Origin of the sequence: Alcanivorax sp. IL3 (assembly GCF_047495465.1) — a bacterium.
GTDB lineage: Bacteria > Pseudomonadota > Gammaproteobacteria > Pseudomonadales > Alcanivoracaceae > Alcanivorax > Alcanivorax jadensis.
The window spans coordinates 1,023,070-1,043,648 of record NZ_CP179931.1 but is presented as its reverse complement, the minus strand read 5'-3'; the positions used below and the strand labels follow the sequence as shown (position 1 = coordinate 1,043,648).

At 59.6% G+C, this 20,579-nt stretch carries 18 protein-coding genes; 5 read left to right on the top strand and 13 right to left on the bottom strand.

The genetic code is table 11. The features are described from left to right. The 4 genes from ACMG4M_RS04960 to ACMG4M_RS04945 all read left to right on the top strand — a co-directional run bounded on the left by ACMG4M_RS04960 (position 1) and on the right by ACMG4M_RS04945 (position 3,032). On the top strand, positions 1 to 1,227 hold the full coding sequence (locus tag ACMG4M_RS04960) for a type II secretion system F family protein (protein ID WP_035249307.1): 1,227 nt from the start codon (positions 1 to 3) through the stop codon (positions 1,225 to 1,227). A gap of 3 nt (positions 1,228 to 1,230) precedes the next feature. Continuing rightward, complete coding sequence (locus ACMG4M_RS04955) at positions 1,231 to 2,109, top strand: prepilin peptidase (protein WP_035249306.1); 879 nt, start codon at positions 1,231 to 1,233, stop codon at positions 2,107 to 2,109. A gap of 129 nt (positions 2,110 to 2,238) precedes the next feature. Continuing rightward, a complete protein-coding gene (gene coaE / locus ACMG4M_RS04950; protein ID WP_272963346.1) occupies positions 2,239 to 2,838 on the top strand; it encodes a dephospho-CoA kinase in 600 nt (199 codons plus the stop codon). 2 nt (positions 2,839 to 2,840) lie between these two features. Further along, a complete protein-coding gene (locus tag ACMG4M_RS04945) occupies positions 2,841 to 3,032 on the top strand; it encodes a DNA gyrase inhibitor YacG (protein WP_035249304.1) in 192 nt (63 codons plus the stop codon). A gap of 299 nt (positions 3,033 to 3,331) precedes the next feature. Here ACMG4M_RS04945 and ACMG4M_RS04940 read toward each other — a convergent pair whose 3' ends face one another. From ACMG4M_RS04940 to ACMG4M_RS04925, 4 genes are all read right to left on the bottom strand, one after another. After that, positions 3,332 to 4,186: a Nudix family hydrolase gene (locus ACMG4M_RS04940; protein ID WP_414430799.1), complete on the bottom strand. Its 855-nt coding sequence runs from the start codon at positions 4,184 to 4,186 to the stop codon at positions 3,332 to 3,334. 139 nt (positions 4,187 to 4,325) lie between these two features. After that, the gene (gene argJ / locus ACMG4M_RS04935; RefSeq protein WP_035247993.1) at positions 4,326 to 5,528 is read right to left on the bottom strand and encodes a bifunctional glutamate N-acetyltransferase/amino-acid acetyltransferase ArgJ; all 1,203 of its coding nucleotides are present in this window, start codon (positions 5,526 to 5,528) and stop codon (positions 4,326 to 4,328) included. A 112-nt stretch (positions 5,529 to 5,640) separates the two neighbouring features. Continuing rightward, positions 5,641 to 8,355 carry a preprotein translocase subunit SecA gene (gene secA, locus ACMG4M_RS04930; RefSeq protein WP_272963347.1) on the bottom strand — a complete coding sequence of 905 codons (2,715 nt, stop codon included), beginning with the start codon at positions 8,353 to 8,355 and terminating at the stop codon, positions 5,641 to 5,643. 173 nt (positions 8,356 to 8,528) lie between these two features. Then, positions 8,529 to 9,461 carry a M23 family metallopeptidase gene (locus ACMG4M_RS04925; RefSeq protein WP_035247997.1) on the bottom strand — a complete coding sequence of 311 codons (933 nt, stop codon included), beginning with the start codon at positions 9,459 to 9,461 and terminating at the stop codon, positions 8,529 to 8,531. A gap of 101 nt (positions 9,462 to 9,562) precedes the next feature. On the opposite strand from ACMG4M_RS04925, the gene ACMG4M_RS04920 reads away from it, so the two are divergent. Next, a complete protein-coding gene (locus ACMG4M_RS04920; protein ID WP_414430798.1) occupies positions 9,563 to 10,021 on the top strand; it encodes a hypothetical protein in 459 nt (152 codons plus the stop codon). A gap of 319 nt (positions 10,022 to 10,340) precedes the next feature. On the opposite strand, the gene lpxC is transcribed toward ACMG4M_RS04920, so the two are convergent. From lpxC to murD, 9 genes are all read right to left on the bottom strand, one after another. Then, a complete protein-coding gene (lpxC, locus tag ACMG4M_RS04915) occupies positions 10,341 to 11,258 on the bottom strand; it encodes a UDP-3-O-acyl-N-acetylglucosamine deacetylase (RefSeq protein WP_035248002.1) in 918 nt (305 codons plus the stop codon). Positions 11,259 to 11,368: 110 nt separating this feature from the next. Then, a complete protein-coding gene (gene ftsZ / locus ACMG4M_RS04910) occupies positions 11,369 to 12,538 on the bottom strand; it encodes a cell division protein FtsZ (RefSeq protein ID WP_035248004.1) in 1,170 nt (389 codons plus the stop codon). 125 nt (positions 12,539 to 12,663) lie between these two features. Continuing rightward, the gene (gene ftsA, locus ACMG4M_RS04905; RefSeq protein WP_035248224.1) at positions 12,664 to 13,899 is read right to left on the bottom strand and encodes a cell division protein FtsA; all 1,236 of its coding nucleotides are present in this window, start codon (positions 13,897 to 13,899) and stop codon (positions 12,664 to 12,666) included. Positions 13,900 to 13,918: 19 nt separating this feature from the next. Continuing rightward, positions 13,919 to 14,692: a cell division protein FtsQ/DivIB gene (locus ACMG4M_RS04900; RefSeq protein ID WP_035248007.1), complete on the bottom strand. Its 774-nt coding sequence runs from the start codon at positions 14,690 to 14,692 to the stop codon at positions 13,919 to 13,921. After that, the gene (locus tag ACMG4M_RS04895; RefSeq protein ID WP_035248009.1) at positions 14,685 to 15,608 is read right to left on the bottom strand and encodes a D-alanine--D-alanine ligase; all 924 of its coding nucleotides are present in this window, start codon (positions 15,606 to 15,608) and stop codon (positions 14,685 to 14,687) included. The genes ACMG4M_RS04900 and ACMG4M_RS04895 overlap by 8 nt, the downstream gene beginning before the upstream one ends. Further along, positions 15,601 to 17,031 carry a UDP-N-acetylmuramate--L-alanine ligase gene (gene murC, locus ACMG4M_RS04890; RefSeq protein WP_035248011.1) on the bottom strand — a complete coding sequence of 477 codons (1,431 nt, stop codon included), beginning with the start codon at positions 17,029 to 17,031 and terminating at the stop codon, positions 15,601 to 15,603. The genes ACMG4M_RS04895 and murC overlap by 8 nt, the downstream gene beginning before the upstream one ends. Continuing rightward, positions 17,021 to 18,094: an undecaprenyldiphospho-muramoylpentapeptide beta-N-acetylglucosaminyltransferase gene (gene murG / locus ACMG4M_RS04885; protein ID WP_272963348.1), complete on the bottom strand. Its 1,074-nt coding sequence runs from the start codon at positions 18,092 to 18,094 to the stop codon at positions 17,021 to 17,023. The genes murC and murG overlap by 11 nt, the downstream gene beginning before the upstream one ends. After that, positions 18,091 to 19,248: a putative lipid II flippase FtsW gene (gene ftsW, locus ACMG4M_RS04880; RefSeq protein ID WP_052042798.1), complete on the bottom strand. Its 1,158-nt coding sequence runs from the start codon at positions 19,246 to 19,248 to the stop codon at positions 18,091 to 18,093. Before ftsW ends, murG begins: the two co-directional genes overlap by 4 nt. Then, a complete protein-coding gene (gene murD, locus ACMG4M_RS04875) occupies positions 19,241 to 20,566 on the bottom strand; it encodes a UDP-N-acetylmuramoyl-L-alanine--D-glutamate ligase (protein WP_272963349.1) in 1,326 nt (441 codons plus the stop codon). The genes ftsW and murD overlap by 8 nt, the downstream gene beginning before the upstream one ends. Positions 20,567 to 20,579 lie beyond the last annotated feature (13 nt).

Sequence of the window (20,579 nt, the reverse complement as noted above, 5' to 3'; positions counted from 1 at the left end):
ATGGCAACAAAATCAGCAGAACAAAAAAACGCCACTTTCGTTTATGAAGGTGTTGACAGGCAAGGAAAGAAAGTAAAAGGCGAGGCTTCTGGCAAAGGTCCAGCTCTGGTTCGTGCAGAACTTCGCAAACAAGGCATTAACGCCAAAAAAGTCATCAAGAAACGCGAAGTTAGCTTTGGTGGAAAGAAAAAAATCAAACCCATGGATATCGCCATTTTTACTCGTCAGATGGCAACCATGATGAAAGCGGGCGTCCCTCTTGTTCAAGCATTTGAAATCGTTGCTGACGGCCTGGAACACCCCACCATGAGACAACTGGTGCTGAGCCTGAAAACAGAAGTTGAATCAGGCAGTAATTTTGCAACGGCCCTGTCAAAGCATCCAGATCAATTCGACGATTTGTACTGCAGCTTGATTGAGGCCGGCGAGCAATCAGGCGCGCTTGAAACAATGCTCGATCGAGTCGCGCTTTATAAAGAAAAAAGCGAACTCCTCAAACAAAAAATCAAGAAAGCCATGAAGTACCCGGCAACGGTTGTTGTTGCGGCTGCCATTGTAACTGCAATTCTTTTGCTGAAAGTAGTCCCGGTATTTCAGGATCTTTTCGCCGGTTTCGGTGCTGAACTCCCGGCTTTTACCGTCTTTGTTATCAATCTGTCAGATGGACTTCAAAAAAACTTTCTGCTTATTCTCGCCTGTATAGTCGCATTTGTAATTGGATTTTCCACGCTCAAGAAAAAATCAGAACCCTTCCGGGACGCCCTGGACAGGCTGGTATTAAAACTACCCATTGTCGGTGACCTGGCTTTTAAATCGACCATCGCAAGGTACGCACGAACACTCTCAACCACCTTCGCCGCTGGCGTCCCCTTAATCGAGGCCCTTGATGCTTGTGCCGGGGCGACGGGTAACGTGGTGTATCGCAAAGCCGTTTACAAAGTGAAAGAAGACGTTTCAACTGGTCAGCAATTGCAATTTGCAATGCGAGCAACAGGTGTCTTCCCCGCCATGGCTCTACAAATGACCGCTATCGGCGAAGAATCCGGGGCACTGGATGCCATGCTGGAAAAAGTCGCCATCTATTATGAGGATGAAGTCGACAATGCCGTGGATGGCCTCACCAGCATGATGGAGCCTCTCATTATGTCGGTACTTGGCGTTCTTATCGGCGGCTTGATCATCGCCATGTACCTGCCGATTTTCCAATTGGGTCAAGTTGTAGGCTAATTAATGATAGACAATCTTTTCGATGTTCTTTCCGCGAGCCCAACCCTGCTGGTTGGGCTCTGTGTTTTTCTGGGGCTGCTGATCGGCAGCTTTCTCAACGTCGTCATCTACCGCTTACCGGTGATGATGGAACGTAGCTGGCAGCAGGAAGCCCGCGAAATTCTGGAGTTACCCGCAAAGGATGATGGCGAGATATTCAATCTGGTGACACCACGCTCCCGCTGCCCGAAGTGCGACCACGGCATTGCCTGGTATGAAAACATCCCGGTGGTGAGCTGGCTGGCACTGAAAGGTAAATGCAAGGGTTGCGCAACGCCGATCAGTAAACGCTACCCGGTCATTGAGCTGACAAGTGGCGTTCTTGCCGGCCTGTGCGCCTGGCACTTCGGTTATGGACCCTGGCTAGCCTTTACCCTGTTTGCCACCTGGACCCTGCTGGCGGCAGCCATGATTGATGCGGATACCACCCTGCTGCCGGACAGCATGACTTACCCTCTACTGTGGGCCGGCCTGCTGGCGGCGCTGCTTGGCGTTTCACCGGTATCTCTGCCGGATGCGGTGGTGGGTGCCATGGCCGGTTACCTGTCCCTGTGGAGCGTGTACTGGCTGTTCAAGCTGCTCACCGGCAAGGAAGGCATGGGCTATGGTGACTTCAAGCTTCTCGCTGCTCTGGGCGCCTGGACGGGTTGGCAGTATCTGCCGCTGATTATTCTGCTGTCTTCCGTGGTGGGCCTGGTGTTCACCCTGATCGCCACTCTCTTCGGTGGCGAAAAGCGCACCCAGATCCCTTTCGGCCCCTATCTAGCGGCCGCTGGCTGGATTGCATTGCTATGGGGCGATACCATCGTCAGCTCGTATCTCGGGATGTTTAAGATCAGTTAATCCACGCTGAACACATGCCCTAAAAGTCTCGTTGAAGCTTTGCTTGCAAAGCGAAGGCTCTGCATTACTTGAACGCTTTCGCCTTGCGAGCAAGGCTCCAACGGGTTCAATTCTGCCCAGGAGCCCCCCATGTTCGTAGTCGGCCTGACTGGTGGTATTGGCAGCGGAAAGACCGCTGCCACGGATTTCCTCGCCCAGCAGGGCATCACTATTGTGGACGCAGATCTGGCGTCCCGGGTAGTGGTGGAACCGGGCCAGCCTGCGCTCCAGCATATCGCCGACCATTTTGGTGAGCATGTACTCACTGCGGATGGCGCCCTGGACCGCCGCGCTTTGCGCGAGATCGTGTTTGCGGATGCGGACGCCCTCAAGGTGCTTGAAGGCATTACTCACCCCGCCATCGGCGAGGAGCTGAAACGGCAAATTGCTGCCAGTGAGTCCACCTATACCGTTCTGGTATCGCCACTGCTGCTGGAAACCAGCCAGAAAGCGCTGGTGGACCGTATTCTGGTCATCGATGCGCCGGCAGAATTGCAGGTAAAACGGGCAATGGAACGGGACCATGTTCCCGAAGAGCAGGTTGCCGCTATCATCAAGGTTCAGATGGAGAGAACCAAACGCCTGGACCAGGCCGACGATGTGGTTGAGAATCACGGCTCGCTGCAGGTACTTCACGAGCAACTGGCGAGCCTGCATCAACGCTATCTGGAAATGGCTAACGTACTCTGAACATGTCTGATACCAATAACACCACCCAAACCTATCCCTGCCCCCAGTGTAAATCCCTCACTCGCTGGACCAACAATCCCTGGCGGCCTTTCTGCTCCGAGCGCTGCAAGTTGATTGATCTGGGCGATTGGGCGGCGGAACGCCATGCGATTCCCGGTGATGACAATGCCCCCGGGGATTTTGAAGAGTTTTGATCGTCTGACGGGATAAGCTGCGGATTGGGCTGCTCGTGCATCAGCGAGAATAAACCCCGTGCCTCTTTCTCTAACAGGGGCACAACACCCGAGTGCTAGCGGTACCAACACCTACCGTAGGGTGCCACTGAGCCTAAGGCGAACTGCACCGATTCGGTGGCTGGATGGTGAGTTCGCCTTAGACTCAGTGGCACCCTACACAGGTACAGGGGCAGAGCCCGGCCAGAATGCGCGAATGCCTGCCACGCCGATGGCGCCATACTGGCGGGCGGTTTCCAGATCCGCTGGCGAGACACCACCTAGCCCATAACAGGCCAGCGGCAACCCGGTAATCCATTCCCCCGCCTGTTGCCACCCCAGGGGGGACGATCCGGATGACTGGCAGTGACCTCTACCGGGGAGACCAGCGCCATATCCAGCCCCAGGTCTGCCGCCTTTTCCAGGGCCTCACGGCTGTGACAAGCCGCTGAAACCAGCCCCGCAAAATCTGGTCGCCCCTGACAATCCATCAATACCGAGCCCGGCATATGCAGCGCAAAGACTCCCTGTAAGGACAACTGTTCCGCCCATGCTGCCGATGAGGCCCGCAACCATACCTTGACGCCTTTTTCCCGGCACAGGGCCAGAATCTCAGGCAGTGCAGCATGCTCGCTCCACTGGCGCAGATACAGCCCAATACGGGCAGCATCCAGACGGCCGATACCCGCTTTGAGGGCTTCCAGATCCAGATTATCCGGCGCGATGGCAAGATAATCGGGAAGCGTGATCGCGGTGACCACCGGCCGGTTCGCCGCCGGAAACTCCAGCGCCGGCAATTCCGGAATCTCAAACCAGTTCACCTGCTGCCCTTCACAACCCGAAGGCTCGCCCTGCCAGGCGGTGACATCGCGAAAATGCAGGGTGACATGCAGATCCTGGTACTGGTGGGCGATAGTCATGAACGGAGAGGAAATGGCCGCCTGCATGCCCAGCTCCTCCTCCAGCTCCCTGGCCAGGGCCGCCGACAGGGGCTCACCCGGCTCCACTTTGCCGCCAGGAAACTCCCAGCGGCCCCCTTGATGCTTGTGGTCCGGGCGTCGGCTCAGGCAGATGCGGCCGTCGTTGCCGCGGATGATGGCGGCAACGACGGTGATGGCGGGGGTAGCTACGGTCATAAAAACGTTCCTTCAGGAGCGTCGGGAGAGCCATGCCCGCAGGCGCAACAGCGAATGAGCTGTCGCAAGTATGTTCGCCATGCAAGCATAGCTCCTACAGCGGTTTTTTACGTCGGGCGTCGGGCGTCGGGCGTTCAGATTATGTGCGATATTCCGCGTTGATCTTCACGTAGTCGTAGCTGAAATCACAGGTCCAGACGGTGCACTCGGCATCGCCGCTGGCCAGATCCGCACTGATGCTGATTTCCGGCTGGGCCATCACCGCTGCACCTTTCGCCTCTTCGTAGCTATCCGCCACACCGCCCTGCTCCACCAACAACAGGTCATCCAGCCAGACATTGACCTTGTCCACGTCCAGGGACGCAATGGGGGCTCTGCCGATGGCAGCCAGAATACGGCCCCAGTTGGGGTCGGAAGCAAACAGCGCAGTCTTCACCAGGGGGGAATGGGCAATGGTTTCCGCCACAATACGGGCGTCGGATTCACTGGCCGCCCCGGCCACGGTAATCGACACAAATTTGGTGGCGCCTTCACCATCGCGCACCAGAGCCTGAGCCAGCTCGACGAACACGCTTTCCAGAGCCTGATACAGTACCTGGCTATGGTCATCCAGCGCCTGAATCTCCGGCATCTCCGCCGCAGCGGTGCTGATCAGCATGCAGGCATCGTTGGTGGAGGTGTCGCCGTCCACTGTGACCCGGTTGAAGGACTTGTCCGCCAGGGCCTTCACCCACTGATCCAGCAGGGGTTTGGCGATAGGCGCATCGGTGGCGATAAAGCCCAGCATGGTGGCCATGTTCGGCTTGATCATGCCCGAGCCCTTGGCCATGCCGGTGACGGTAATCGGCACGCCGTCAATCTCCACCCGCCGGCTGGTAAGCTTGGGGTAGGTATCGGTGGTCATGATGCCTTCTGACGCACGGCCCCAGTGATGCTCATCCAGTTCCGCCAATGCCTTGGGCAAGCCCGTCGCAAACGCCGGCAACGGGAACTGCTCACCGATTACCCCGGTGGAATACGGCAGGATCTGATCCTCGGCGCAACCAGCCGCATCGGCCAACAGGCGACAGCTGGCCAGACAGTTTTCCATGCCCTTCTTGCCGGTGCCCGCGTTGGCATAGCCGGTATTGATCATCAGGTATCTGGGTGCCCCTGTGGCAAGACGGCTTTTTGCCACCTGCACCGGCGCGGCGCAAAAACGGTTCAAGGTGAAAATTCCGCTGACACGGGAATCTTCGCTCAGCTCCAGCACCACCAGATCCTTGCGGTTGGCCTTCTTGATGCCAGCTTCAACAGCGGCAAGACGGATACCGGGGACGGGCAACCATTCTGTCTGTGTCATAACCAATCCTTTAGCGTTCAGCGACAAGCTTCAAGCCACAAGCCCAAACAAAGAAAGCACCGGCGTTGCCGGTGCTCTGGTTTTCCTTGCAGCTTGTAGCTTGAGGCTGCTGTTATTCAATCTTGCCGTGGCACTGCTTGTATTTCTTGCCCGAGCCACAGGGGCAAGGTTCATTACGACCCACCTTTCGACCTTCGCGAACCACGGTCTTGGTACCATCAGCCTGATTGTTCTCGCCGGCCGTACCATCAGTGCCCGGTTCCGGAGCCGCCTGCATCTTCATCTTTTCTGCCTGGCGAAGGGCTTCTTCCTGGCGCTGCTTCTCGAGGCGCTCCACTTCGTCGTCACGTCGAACCTGGAAGCTGTGCAGCACTCGAATCAGCTCATGCTGGATCTGGTTGAGCAGCCCCTGGAACAACTCAAAAGACTCTTTCTTGTATTCCTGCTTGGGGTTTTTCTGCGCATAGCCGCGCAGATGAATACCCTGGCGCAGGTGGTCCATGCTGGCCAGGTGCTCTTTCCAGTGACGGTCGAGGATCTGCAGCATCAGGTGTTTCTCGATCTTGCGCAGGTCTTCGACGCCGATCTCCCCTTCCTTGCGCAGATAGTCCTGCTCCAGGGCTTCTACCAGCTTCTCGATGACACCGTCGATGTGCATCTGGTTGTCTTCGTTGAGCCACTGGCCCACCGGTGCATTGCACTGGAATTCTGCCTCCAGGGTTTTCTCCAGGCCCGGCACATCCCACTGGTCTTCCACGGAGCCCGGCGGCAGGTAACTGTGCACCAGCTCGGTCACCACATCATAACGAATGCCCTGCACGGAGGTGCGCAGGTCGTCGGTTTCCAGAATCTGGTCGCGCTGGGTGTAGATCACGCGACGCTGGTCATTGGCCACGTCATCGTATTCCAGCAGGTTCTTGCGGATATCGAAGTTACGCCCTTCTACCTTGCGCTGGGCATTCTCGATGGCACGGGTCACCCAGCGGTGCTCAATGGCCTCGCCGTTCTCCAGCCCCAGGGAGCGCATCATGTTGCGAATGCGGTCCGAGGCGAAAATCCGCATCAGGTCATCTTCCATTGACAGGAAGAAGCGGGTGTAGCCCGGATCACCCTGACGACCGGCACGACCGCGGAGCTGGTTATCGATACGGCGAGACTCGTGACGCTCTGTGCCGATGATATGCAGGCCGCCAGCTTCCATCACGGTGTCATGGTTACCCTGCCACTCGGAGCGAATTTTTTCCGCTTCCTTGTCCGAGGGGGTATCCATGTGCTTGATCTGCTCTTCCGGGTTGCCCCCCAGCACGATATCGGTACCGCGACCCGCCATGTTGGTGGCGATCGTTACCGCACCGGGACGACCCGCCTGGGCAATAATCTGTGCTTCACGCTGGTGGAACTTGGCGTTCAATACTTCGTGAGCAATCTTGTCTTTTTTCAGACGCTGGGACAGATACTCGGACGATTCAATGGTCGCGGTACCCACCAGCACCGGGGCGCCCTTGGCCACCGCTTCGCTGATTTCCTTGGCGATGGCGTCGAATTTTTCTTCCAGTGTCAGATACACCAGATCATTGGCATCCACACGAACCATGGGCCGATTGGTCGGCACCACCACCACGTCCATGCCATAAATCTGACGGAATTCCAGGGCCTCGGTATCAGCTGTACCGGTCATACCCGCCAGCTTGTTGTAGAGACGGAAATAGTTCTGGAAGGTGGTAGATGCCAGGGTCTGGTTTTCCTGCTGGATATTCACCCCTTCTTTGGCTTCGATCGCCTGGTGAATGCCCTCGGACCAGCGACGTCCGGGCATGGTACGGCCGGTGTGCTCGTCAACGATGACGATCTGGTTGTTCTGAACAATATAGTCCCGGTCCACATGGAATAAAGCGTGGGCCTTCAGCGCCGCATGAACATGATGAAGCAGCGCCAGGTTATGAGCTGCGTAAAGGCTTTCGCCCTGCTCCAGCAGGCTATTACTGACCAGCAGCGCCTCAATCTTCTGATGTCCGGTTTCCGTCAACTCGACCTGACGCTGCTTTTCATCAACAAAGAAATCGCCTTCCTGCTCTTCCGTCTCGGCAGTGAGTCTTGGCATCAGTTTATTGACGGCCGCATACAGCTCGGAGGAATCGGCTGACGGCCCGGAAATGATAAGCGGAGTGCGGGATTCGTCGATGAGGATGGAATCCACCTCATCCACAATCGCGTAGTTAAGACCACGCTGAACCCGGTCTTCCAGGCGAAAGGCCATGTTGTCGCGCAGGTAGTCGAACCCGTACTCGTTGTTGGTACCGTAGGTAATATCAGACGCGTAGGCCGCCCGCTTCTCATCGGTGGGCTGCTGGGAAAGAATCACACCAACACTGAGGCCCAGAAATTCGTAAAGGGGCCGCATCCAGTTAGCGTCCCGCTCGGCCAGATAGTCATTCACTGTGACCACGTGCACGCCTTCGCCGGACAGCGCATTCAGATACGCCGCCAGGGTCGCGGTCAGGGTTTTACCCTCACCGGTGCGCATTTCGGAAATACGACCCTCATGCAGAGCGATACCGCCCATCATCTGCACGTCGAAATGACGCATACCCATCACCCGGGTGGAGGCTTCGCGCACCACCGCAAAGGCTTCCGGCAGCAATTCATCCAGGGTCTTGCCGTCCTGGAACGCCTGACGGAATTCACGGGTCTTGAGCTGCAGGTCCGCTTCGCTGAGCTGTGCCAGCGCTTCCCCGTGGCTGTTGATCGTTTCGACCAACTTGGCCATGCGTTTCAGCTCACGATCATTCTTGGTGCCGATGATTTTTTTTACGATGGTACCCAGCATACAACTTCCGGTTCGGTAAAAAGTCAGGACAAATAGCCCGTTGGCGGCAAAGTGCTGGCCGCAAGGTGAGCCATTCTAAACACAATAAGATCAAGAGATAAGGTGGTATTCCCGGTTATCAAGGGTGCTTAACCAAAAACGGCCCCTTGTAGGGGCCGTTTTTCGCCTGTTATTCAACGTCGGGCGCGGTAAATATAGGGCTGAGGGTTCACCTGAGCGCCATTTTTAAGCACTTCATAATGAATGTGCGGGCCGGTGGAGCGACCGGAATTGCCTACTTTGCCGATAACGTCCCCGGTGCGAACAATCTCACCCGGCTCCACCAGTAATTCCAGGGCATGCCCATAGCGGGTGGCAATACCATTGCCGTGGTTGATTTCCACCATCAGGCCATAGCCGGAGCGGTCACCGGAATAGGTCACGACACCGGCGCCGGTGGCAATAATCGGTGTGCCTTCCTTGCCGGCAAAATCCACCCCTTTATGCCAGGCCACACGGCCGGTGAACGGATCAGAACGACGCCCGAAGCGGCTGGACATCCAACCCTTGGCCAACGGCCGGCCGGACAGGTAGGTTTGGTCTTGGATCTGCTTGCCGGCCAGCAGGTTTTCCAGAATCTCCAGCTGACGCTCGCGGCGTTCCAGAGTTTGCGCCATCTGGTTCACCGCTTCCATAAAGGAAGGCAATTCGTAGCTGGCACCCTCCTCCGAGCCTTCCGGTCCACCCAAGCCAGGGACAGTGCTGAAATCAAACTCTTCGCCGTCAATATCGGCCACTTCCACCAGCCGCTCACCCAGCGCATCCAGCCGAACCAGACGAGCCTGGGCCTGGGCCAATTTCAGGGTCAGTGCCCGGAACTGCTCCTGGCTGAGTCGATCCAGGGATTCCAGGGCTTTTTGCTGCTCTTCCAGATGGGTGGAGAAACGTTCGGTCATTACCGGCGTATACTCGGGCTGATCGCTGAGTTGCGACACCAGTAGGTAGCCGCCAACACCCATCAGCACCGGCACAACCACCAGCACGGCAGCCAGTAACCAGGGCCAGTGTCGCGGAACCGGAAGTGTGCGCGAATGGCCACGCTTGCTGTTAATGACTAAGATATTCATAAATTCGTGTAACGCACCGGCCAAAAATTAAGAAATTCAAATAGTTGCACTGGTTTTCTTGATTGTTTTTTACAATTTGCAGGCTAGTCTAAGTAAAACCTATGAGCAAGACAACTTCGCCCAAAGCCCTGCTCGCACTGCTAAGTGGTCATCCTACTCTCTCTGGTCTAACCAGGGAGGCCAAAAAGACCGCTCGCCAGGAGCCGGACACCGCAGCAGCCCCCGACCCGCTTGACTGCCTGCCGCCGGCACTGCGCGAGCGGGTCACCCTGGTGGAAGACAGCATGCGCTGGCTGGCCATTGCCGAAACCAGCGCCACTGCGCAGCTATTGCGTTTTCATCTGCCCAAACTGCAGCAGGCCCTGCCCGGCCAGCAGATCAAGATCGTGGTGGGCGGCAAACGCCAGATGCAGAAAAGCAACGTCCGTGTCAACCAACAGGACAAGCCCAGATTGGCCAGAGAAAGCGCCAGACAAATTGCCGATCTGGCTGACACCATTGAGGACAAAGGCCTCAAGGCATCCTTGCAGCGGCTGGCCAGCCGCGGTGAATCAGAATAATTCGCGTATGTAGGAACGTAGCGTAGCGAAGTAACGCCCACAGGGCGGCCCCGTAGGGGTGGGCACAGCGAATAACCCATGCTCGCATGGCTCAGCGAGGACAAGGCGGTGCGGGTTGCTCCCGATCTATCCAGTGAGACCTGTCGAGCCCGGATATTCCTGATCGCCCTGCGGGCGATTTCCTCGCTGCGCGAGGTTCTCCATGCGAGCATGGCTCCTACAAAAAAATCTTGTCTTCCCTGAAACGAAAAACCACCCGGCGGCGGGAGAACCGCCGGGTGGCAACAGGGTTTCGACGTTTACAGCGTGCAGCCGGGTATTACTCGGCCGCCGCGAGCACGGGTCGCATGTACGACACTGGCGCATCGGTGGCATCTTCGAAGGTCACCACCTCGTAGGAATCCTCCTGACGGAGAATCTCGCGCAGCAGGGCATTGTTGAGGGCATGGCCGGATTTGTGACCGATGAACTCGCCGATCAGGCTGTGACCCAGCAGATACAGGTCGCCGATGGCATCCAGCATCTTGTGCTTGACGAATTCGTCCTCGTAACGCAGCCCGTCCTCGTTGAGGATGCGATACTCATCCACCACGATGGCGTTATCGACACTGCCGCCCAGCGCCAGATTCTGGCTGCGCAGGAACTCGATATCGCGCATGAAGCCGAACGTCCGCGCCCGCGCCACTTCCTTCACAAACGAGGTCGTGGAGAAGTCGATGCTGGACACCTGGTTACGCTCTTCAAACACCGGGTGGTCGAATTCGATGGAGAAGGTCACCTTGAAGCCATCAAAGGGAACGAAAGTCGCTGACTTGTCGCCCTCACGCACCGTGACTTCTTTCTTGATGCGGATGAACTTCTTGGCCGCTTCCTGCTCCTTGATGCCAGCAGACTGCAGCAGGAACACAAAAGGACCGGCACTGCCGTCCATGATCGGCATTTCCGGCGCGGACAGCTCCACGAAGGCGTTATCGATGCCCAGCCCTGCCATGGCAGACAGGAAATGCTCCACCGTGCCCACCTTCACGCCATCCTGAACCAGGGTCGACGACAAAGTGGTCTCGCGGACGGCATCGGCAGACGCCTTGATCTCCACCACCGGATCCAGGTCCACACGCCGGAACACGATACCGGTATCCACCGGTGCCGGGCGTACGGTCATGTAGACCTTTTCGCCGGTGTGAAGTCCCACGCCGGTGGCGCGGATCACGTTTTTCAGCGTTCGTTGTCTGATCATCAGTCTGTCACACAGCTGCGGGTATCCTGCAGGATACCGCTTTCCTCAACACAAAATTAGGGCGTAATTATACTGCAATGCCCTGATTTTGCACCCTTGGCGCCAGACCGTTAGTCGGCCTGGCGACGAAGGAAGGTCGGGATATCAATGAAATCCAGATCTTCCGCGGTGCTCACCGCCTGCTGACCACGGCCGCTGGCCGCCTGCTGGGCCGCGCGTTTGCGCTCCACTGCCGGGCGATCCAGGTCGCTGTAGTCCACCCGACCATCCGCGGTGACGGGGGTCTGACGACCACGTACCACTTTTAGTTCCTGCTGGGCGGCGGCGCCCAGGCCGGTAGCAACAACGGTGACGCTGATGCTGTCGCCCATGTCCGGGTCGATGGCGGTGCCGATGATCACGTTGGCGTCATCGCTGGCCAGTTCGCTGACGATGTCACCCACTTCGGAGAACTCGTCCAGAGCGATGGACTCGTTGGCGGTGATGTTGATCAGGATACCGCGGGCGCCGCGCAGGTCCACATCCTCCAGCAGCGGGCTGGAAATGGCTGCCTGGGCCGCCTCTGCCGCCCGGTTTTCACCGCTGGCAGTACCGGTACCCATCATGGCCGTACCCATTTCACTCATCACCGTGCGCACGTCAGCGAAATCCACGTTGATCATGCCCGGGCGAACGATCAGGTCGGCAATCCCTTTTACGGCACCCTGCAGCACTTCGTTGGCCGCCTTGAAGGCGTCCAGCAGGCTGGTGGAACCACCGAGAACCGCTTGCAGCTTCTCGTTGGGGATAGTGATCAGGGAGTGAACGTGCTCCTTCAGCTCCTCGATACCTTCCTGGGCGGAGCGCATGCGCTTCTTGCCCTCGAAGGGGAACGGCTTGGTCACCACCGCCACGGTCAGGATACCCAGTTCCTTGGCGATTTCAGCCACCACAGGGGCGGCGCCGGTGCCGGTGCCGCCGCCCATACCGGCGGTAACGAACACCATATCAGCGCCGTCCAGCAGCTCGGCGATGCGGTCACGGTCTTCCTGAGCGGATTGACGACCGATTTCCGGGTTTGCGCCTGCACCCAACCCCTTGGTCACCTGGCTGCCCAGCTGAATCACGGTTTTGGAGGAGGCATTTCGCAGTGCCTGGGCGTCGGTGTTGGCGCAGATAAAATCCACCCCTTCCACACCGGAACGCACCATGTGATCCACGGCGTTACCGCCGCCACCACCGACACCTACCACTTTAATGACCGCGCCATGCGGTACGCTGTCTTCCAGTTTGAATTGCATGGTTGATCTCCCGTTATTGCTTCCCTGTTACTACTTTGAACGTCATTTAACGTCGAATTGTCCCGGTGATGTTGCTGCGGCCCGGAACTGCCGCTTCCGCAAAAACTGTTAACCGGCTCAGGAAACTAGAAGTTGCCCTTGAACCAGTTTTTGAAACGCTCTACCCAGTTCACTTCCCCGCCACCGGCAAGGGCGCGGGCACTGGTGCCGTCCTTTTCCATGCGCTGGCCATACAACAGCAGGCCCACCGCCGTGGAATAGATCGGGTTCTTGACCACATCAATGAGCCCGGAGATACCCTGCGGGGACCCCAGACGCACCGGCATGTGAAAGATTTCTTCGGCCAGATCCACCGCGCCCTCGATCTTGGAGGAGCCACCGGTGAGCACGATGCCACCGGGGATCAGGTCCTCGAAGCCGGAGCGACGAAGCTCGGCCTGGATCAGGGTGAACAGCTCGTCGTAACGCGGCTCCACCACCTCGGCCAGATTCTGGCGGCTGAGGGTACGTGGCGGCCGGTCGCCCACGCTGGGAACCTTGATGGTTTCGTCCGCGCCGGCCAGCTGGGTCAGCGCGCAGGCGTACTTGATCTTGATCTCGTCTGCGTGCTGCTTGGGGGTCCGCAGAGCCATGGCGATATCGTTGGTCACCTGGTCCCCGGCAATGGGGATGTTGGCGGTGTGACGAATGGCGCCTTCGGTGAAAATGGCGATATCCGTGGTACCGCCACCGATATCGACGATGCAGACACCCAGTTCGCGCTCGTCCTCGGTCAACACGGCGTGAGCACTCGCTAACTGCTCAAGGATGATGTCATCGACCTCCAGGTTGCAGCGGCGCACACATTTTTCGATGTTCTGGGCGGCGTTCACGGCACAGGTCACCAGATGCACCTTGGCTTCCAGACGCACACCGCTCATGCCGATGGGCTCACGCACACCCTCCTGGTTGTCCACCACATATTCCTGGGGCAGCACGTGCAGGGTTTTCTGATCTGCCGGGATCGCCACTGCCTGGGCCGCGTCGATCACCCGGTCGATATCCGCCTGGGCCACTTCCCGGTCGCGAATGGCGACGATGCCGTGGGAATTGAGGCTACGCACATGGGAACCGGCGATGCCCGCATACACCGTATGAATGTGGCAACCGGCCATCAGCTCGGCCTCTTCCACTGCCCGCTGGATGGAGCGCACAGTGGCTTCGATATCCACTACCACGCCCTTCTTCATCCCCCGGGACGGCTGGGAGCCAATGCCGACAATTTCCATGGTGCCATCGGCGGATGACTGACCGACGATGGCCACCACCTTGGAGGTGCCAATGTCGAGTCCGACAATCATGTTTTCTGATGCGTTTGCCATGTCATCCATTCTCCTAAAACTAGCTTTGCTCGCCCCAGGTCACCGCCATGCCATCGGCATAGCGCAGGTCGACCCGGGTTACCCGGCGGCTGTCCGTGCTCAGCACACCGCGATAGAGCCGCACAAAGCGGCGCAGTTTGCTGGTGTACGCTTCACGGTCTACCACCAGCTGCATATCGTTGTTCAGGGTCAGTCGCGCGGTCAGTCGTGCGTTGACCTCCATACTGCGAATCCCCAGGTCCACATCTGCCAGCATCTTGCCCATGCTGTGATAGAACCCCATCACTTCTTCCAGCCGCTGTTGCGGTCCACTCAGCCGCGGCAGGCCGCTCAGGTCATACTGCTTGAGCGCCTTGAAGGGCTCACCGCTGTCTGAAATCAGCACGGTGTCATTCCACACCGCCACCGGGCGCCGCTCTTCCACGGTCAACACCACGGTGTCGGGCCACTGCCGGCGAACGGAAACCCGCTCCACCCAGCTCAGGCCCTGTGCCTGCTGGTAGATGTCTTCCAGCGGCACGGAAAAATAATTTTCGTCGCGAACCAGCGCCGCCAGGGCGGTCTGGATCTGCTGTTGACGGCGCACATCGGTGACACCGTCCACACCCACCTTGCGCACCGGATAGCCGTCCAGTGCTGCCGGCAGATAGATCACACCGACCAGCAACACCGCCGCCACGGTGCCGACCAGCATCCAGGGCACCGCTGCTGCCAACCGCTCATTGAGCGGTACGCCGGCTTTTTTCACCGGCTTGCGGCGGGCCCCGCGCGGGGTCGCGGCCTGCTTAGCCATCACCTCTTTCCAGCGCATCCAGCAGGATTTCGCCCACCAGGGTGTCGAAATCCCGCCCGGCGGCCTTGGCCGCCATGGGCACCAGGGAGTGATCGGTCATTCCCGGTACCGTGTTCACTTCCAGCAACTGCCAGTTGCCCTGCTCGTCACGCATCACGTCCACCCGGCCCCAGCCGTGGCAGCCAGCTACCCGGAAAGCGGTCAGGGCCAGTTGGCGCAGGGCCTGCTCATCAGACTCGTCCAGTCCGGCCGGGCACAGGTACTCGGTGCTGTTGGACTGGTACTTGGCTTCAAAGTCATAAAACGCATTCGGTGTCTTCAGGCGGATCGCCGGCAACGGCTCGTCGCCAAGGATGGCCACGGTGTATTCCGGGCCGTTGACCCAGGCTTCCACCAGCACATCGGAATCGAATTTTTCCGCTTCTTTCAGCGCCTGGGCCAGTTGCTCGGCGTTATCCGCCTTGGCCATGCCGATTGAGGAGCCTTCATGGGCCGGCTTGATCATCAACGGGAAGCCCAGGTCGGTATCATTGCGGCCGGCCACATAAAACGCCGGCGTCGGCAAGCCGGCGCCTTTCCAAAGTTGTTTGGTACGCACCTTGTCCATGCCGATAGCCGAGGCCATCACTCCGGAGCCGGTATAAGGAATGCCCAGGTGCTCCAGGACCCCCTGAATCACACCGTCTTCGCCGCCCCGGCCATGCAGGGCGATAAAGGCCACATCGAAACCCTTGAGGGTATCCACGCTCTTGTAAGCCGGATCTACCAGCTCGGCGATCAGCCCCAGATTGCGCAGGGCCTGATGAACCGCCGCACCACTTTTCAGTGACACGGGACGCTCGGCGGATTTGCCGCCGGCCAGTACCGCTACCCGGCCCACGCTGGCCAGTTGCTTCTTCAGCAGCACCTTATCCACGCTTGGCGCCTCCCTGCTCAGCCAGTTCTTTGGCGATAGCACCCACATTCCCGGCGCCCTGAGTTACCAGGAGATCGCCGTCCTGCAACTGGGTAGCCAGAATCTCTGCCAGCTTGGCCGGATCATCCACGAATACCGGTTCCACCCGGCCACGCTTGCGAATGCTGCGGCACAGGGCGCGGGCATCCGCACCGGGAATCGGGTCTTCACCGGCGCCGTAGACCTCCAGCATCAACAGCACATCCACCCCGGACAGCACGTCCACGAAGTCCTCGTAGAGGTCCTGGGTACGGGTATAGCGGTGGGGCTGGAACAGCATGGCCAGACGACGGCCCGGCCAACCGGCACGGATCGCATCGATGGTGACGGCCACTTCGCTGGGATGGTGACCGTAATCGTCCACCAGGGTCGCGCTACCGCCTTCAAAGTGATATTCGCCCTGTACATCAAAGCGCCGGCCCACTCCGGTAAAGTGGTTCAGGCCGCGAATAATGGCCTCATCGCTGGCGCCTTCATCGGCGGCCACGGCAATGGCCGCCAGGGCATTGAGTACGTTGTGCTTGCCCGGCATGTGCAACACCACATCCAGCGGCTCGCCTTCCTTGCGGATTACCCGGAAGGATGTCGTCATACCCTGCTGCTGCACGTCCTCGGCGCGCAGGTCCGCATCCTCGCTGAAGCCGTAACGGATCACCTGACGATTGACCCGTGGCAGCAGCTTGCGCACCACCGGGTCGTCCACGCACATCACTGCTACACCGTAAAACGGCAGGTTGTGCAGGAATTCGATAAAGGTGTTCTCCAGCTGGGCAAAATCCCCGCCATAGGTGTGCATGTGGTCCGCTTCGATATTGGTCACGATGGCACTCATCGGCTGCAGGTGCAGGAAGCTGGCATCGGACTCATCCGCTTCCGCCACCAGATAACGGCTCTGCCCCAGGCGTGCATTGGTGCCGGCACTGTTCAGCCGCCCGCCAATCACGAAGGTGGGATCCAGGCCCGCTTCCGCCATGATCGCCGCCGTCATGGAGGTGGTAGTGGTCTTGCCATGGGTGCCGGCCACCGCAATGCCGTGACGGAAGCGCATCAGCTCGGCCAGCATCTGGGCCCGCGGTACCACCGGAATCCGGCGGGCATGGGCTTCCGCCACTTCCTCGTTCTCAGTGGTCACCGCCGTGGAGGTCACCACCACGTCGGCGCCGTCGATATTGTCCGCCCGATGGCCGATTTCCACCCGCACACCCAGGCCGCGCAGGCGTTCTACCACCGCCGATTCCTTGATGTCGCTACCGCTGATGGCATAGCCCTGGTTGGCCAGCACCTCGGCGATGCCACACATGCCCACGCCACCGATACCCACAAAGTGGATACCGCTGATACGCCGCATCTCGGGCACGATATGGATGTTGTCGTTATCGGCCATTGGCCACCTCCTCACACAGCGTGGCCGCGCGCTCGGCGCTGTCGGCCACGGCCTGCTCACGGGCACGCTGCGCCATTTGCGCCAGCAGCCCGCGTTCTGCAACCGGTTTCAATGTGCCCGCCAGGCTGGCGGCACTCATCTCCCGCTGGGGCAGCAACAGGGCCGCGCCCCGGTCTGACAGCCAGCGGGCATTCAATGTCTGGTGATCGTCCACCGCGCTAGGCAGCGGCACGAACAGGGCCGCCACGCCAGCGGCAGCCACTTCCGCCACGGTCAGGGCCCCGGCCCGACAGATCACCAGATCTGCCCAGCCGTAGGCTTCCGCCATGTCGTCGATAAATTCACTGACCTGGGCGTCCAGCCCCAGCGCCTGGTAAATCGGCGCCGCTTCGCCGGTACGGCCGGCACCACACTGGTGACGCACCTGGATATCCTGGCCCAGTACCGCCAGCAGCAGTTCCGGCAGATCCTGATTCAATATCAGCGCACCCTGGCTGCCGCCCAGTACCAACACACGCAGACTGCCCTGGTGCTGGGCATAACGTCGGGCCGGCTCTTCCAGGCTGGCAATCTCGGCGCGTACCGGATTGCCCACCCAGCAGGCATCCTGCTTGCCGAAAGCGCCCTGAAAACCTTCCAGGGTCACGGTAGCCATGCTGGACAACAACCGGTTGGTCAGCCCCGGCACCGCGTTCTGTTCGTGGACCACCACCGGTACCTTGCAAAGCCGCGCGGCCAGGCCACCGGGGCCACTGGCAAAACCGCCAAAGCCCACCGCCAGCAGCGGCTGGCGCTGGCTGATCAGGCTGCGCGCCTGCAATACCGCACGCAGCAGATTGAATGGGGCGGTGAGCTTGCGCTTGAGTCCGCCACCACGCAGCCGGGATACAGCCAGTTCGGCAATCTCGTAGCCGTACTGACGCACCAGCTTGCCTTCCATCCCGTTTTCCGCGCCCAGCCAGAGGATCCGGAAACCGCGCTCACGCAATTGATCCGCCACTGCCAGTGCCGGGAACACATGCCCGCCGGTACCGCCTGCCATGATCAGGATGGTGCCACTCATCGTGCCGCCCTCCCTCTCGCTTTCAGCTGCTCGGCTTCAGCGCCGGCGCGCAGGATCAGCCCCACCATGGCGGAGAAGATCAGCAGTGAAGAGCCGCCATAGCTGATAAACGGCAAGGTCAGCCCCTTGGTGGGCAACAGGCCCATGTTTACACCCAGGTTGATAAAGACCTGGGAGCACAAGACGAAGGCGCAGCCATAAACCAGATAGGCGTGATACAGCAGACCGCGGGTTTCCAGGCTGTGACCCAGGCGGAAGATGCGCCAGCCCAGCAGCACAAAGCCGCTGATCAACGCCAGATTCCCCAGCAGGCCCAGCTCTTCGGCCATCACCGCGTAAACAAAATCGGTATGAGCTTCCGGCAGGTAGAACAGCTTCTGCACGCTGTTGCCCAGGCCTACGCCATCCCAGTGGCCACGGCCGAAAGCGATCAGGCTCTGGGTCAACTGATAGCCGGAGCCGAACTGATCAGCCCAGGGATCGGTAAAGGTCATCAGCCGCGCCACCCGATAGGGTTCGGCAAAGGCCACCAGGGCCCCCAGTGCCACCGCCGCCAGACCAATCAGCAAGAAACGCAGGGTCGGTACACCGGACAGGAACAACATGCCCATGGCGGTGATGCCCAGTACCACCACGGCACCGAAATCCGGCTCCAGCAGCAGCAAGATGGTCAGCACGCCAAGCAACGCCAGGGGCAGCAGAAAGGCCTTCCACTCGGTTTCCAGGGCTGCCTTGCGCTCGGCGATATACCCTGCCAGGTAAAGGACGAAACAGAGTTTGACGATTTCCGAGGCCTGAATGGTCAGGCCGGGCAGCGCAATCCAGCGAGTGGAGCCGTTCACCGTGCGCCCCAGACCGGGGATGAACACCATCACCAGTACCACCAACGCCACCGGCAACATCAAGAAGCGCAACCGCTCCAGCAACGCCAAAGGCACTGCGAAATACACAAAGGCCCCGGCAGCCAGCCCCAGCGACAGATAGATGCCGTGGCGCAGGGCATAATAGAAGGGGTCGCCCAGCCGGGTTTCGGCAATCTGCAGGCTCGCAGACGAGACCATCACCAGGCCGGCCAGAGCCAACAGAATCGCTGTCCACATCAGCGTCTTGTCCAGGCCCCGGTTATCCAGCTTGAGGATCATGCGCTCAGTCATGGCACACCTCCCTGGCCCGGGCGGAGAAGTCATCACCACGGGCAACAAAGCTGGAATACATATCGAAAGACGCACAGGCCGGCGACAGCAAGACCGCATCACCGGGTTGTGCCAGTGCATGGGCCCGGGCCACAGCCGCTTCCATGTCCGCTACCAGTTCGCAGGGCGCTGCGGACATACCCTCAGCCAGGGTGCTGCGATCTTCACCCATCAGCAGGCCGGCACGCAGATACTGACGCGCCGGCTCCGTCAGCGGCGAGAAATCCTGGCCCTTGCCCTGGCCACCGGCAATCAGGATCACCTTGCCGTCGATGGTTTCTCCGATACCGGTCAGGGCCGCCAGGGTGGCACCCACATTGGTGGCCTTGGAATCATTGAACCAACGCACGCCACCCGCTTCAGCCACCAGTTGGCAGCGGTGCGGCAGGCCGGTAAAGGCTTTCACCGTGGCCAGCGCCTTGTCACGGTTCAGGGACAAGGCATCACTGATGGCCAGCACGGAAAGGATGTTCATGGCGTTGTGATGACCGGTGAGCGCCAATTCGGACAGGGCCAGCAGCCGCTCGCCACGGCACAGTAACTGGGCGTTCTCCGTGTCCAAACGGTAATCCGCCTCCGGATGAGCACCGAAACTGATCTGACGCGGCACCCCGGCGTGGGGGCGGGTCGCCAGGTCATCCCGGTTCCACACCGCTACCTGGCAGCCATCATAGATGCGCTGCTTGGCGGCCACGTAATCGGCAAAGCTGGCGTAACGATCAAGATGGTCCTGGGACACATTGAGAATGGTCGCCACTTCCGCACTCAGGCTGTAGGTGGTTTCCAGCTGGAAACTGGAAAGCTCCAGGGCGTACAGGCGGGCCTGATCGTCCAGCAGCTCCAGAGCGGGCACGCCCAAATTGCCGCCGATCCCCGGGTTCATGCCGCAGGCTTCAGCCACCTGCCCCAGCAGTGTGGTCACCGTGCTCTTGGCGTTGGAACCGGTAATTGCCACCAGCGGCTCACTGGCGGCGCGGGCGAACAGCTCCACATCACCGATCACTTCCTTGCCGGCGACGACTTGCTCGGCGATGGCCGGAGTCGCTACAGCCACGCCGGGGCTGACGATCAGGCGACGGGCGTTGTTCATCCAACCGGACTTGAAACCGCCGGTATGGATTTTCACGTTGGGGAATTCGACGCGCAGCGCTTCCAGGCCGGCGGGTTCGGCACGGGTGTCCAGGGCGCGCACAGGCATCCCCTGGTCCGTCAGATAACGGATCACGGAACGCCCGGATACTCCCAGGCCAATTACCAGATCAAACCCGTCTTTCGCCATAAAGTTAACTCAA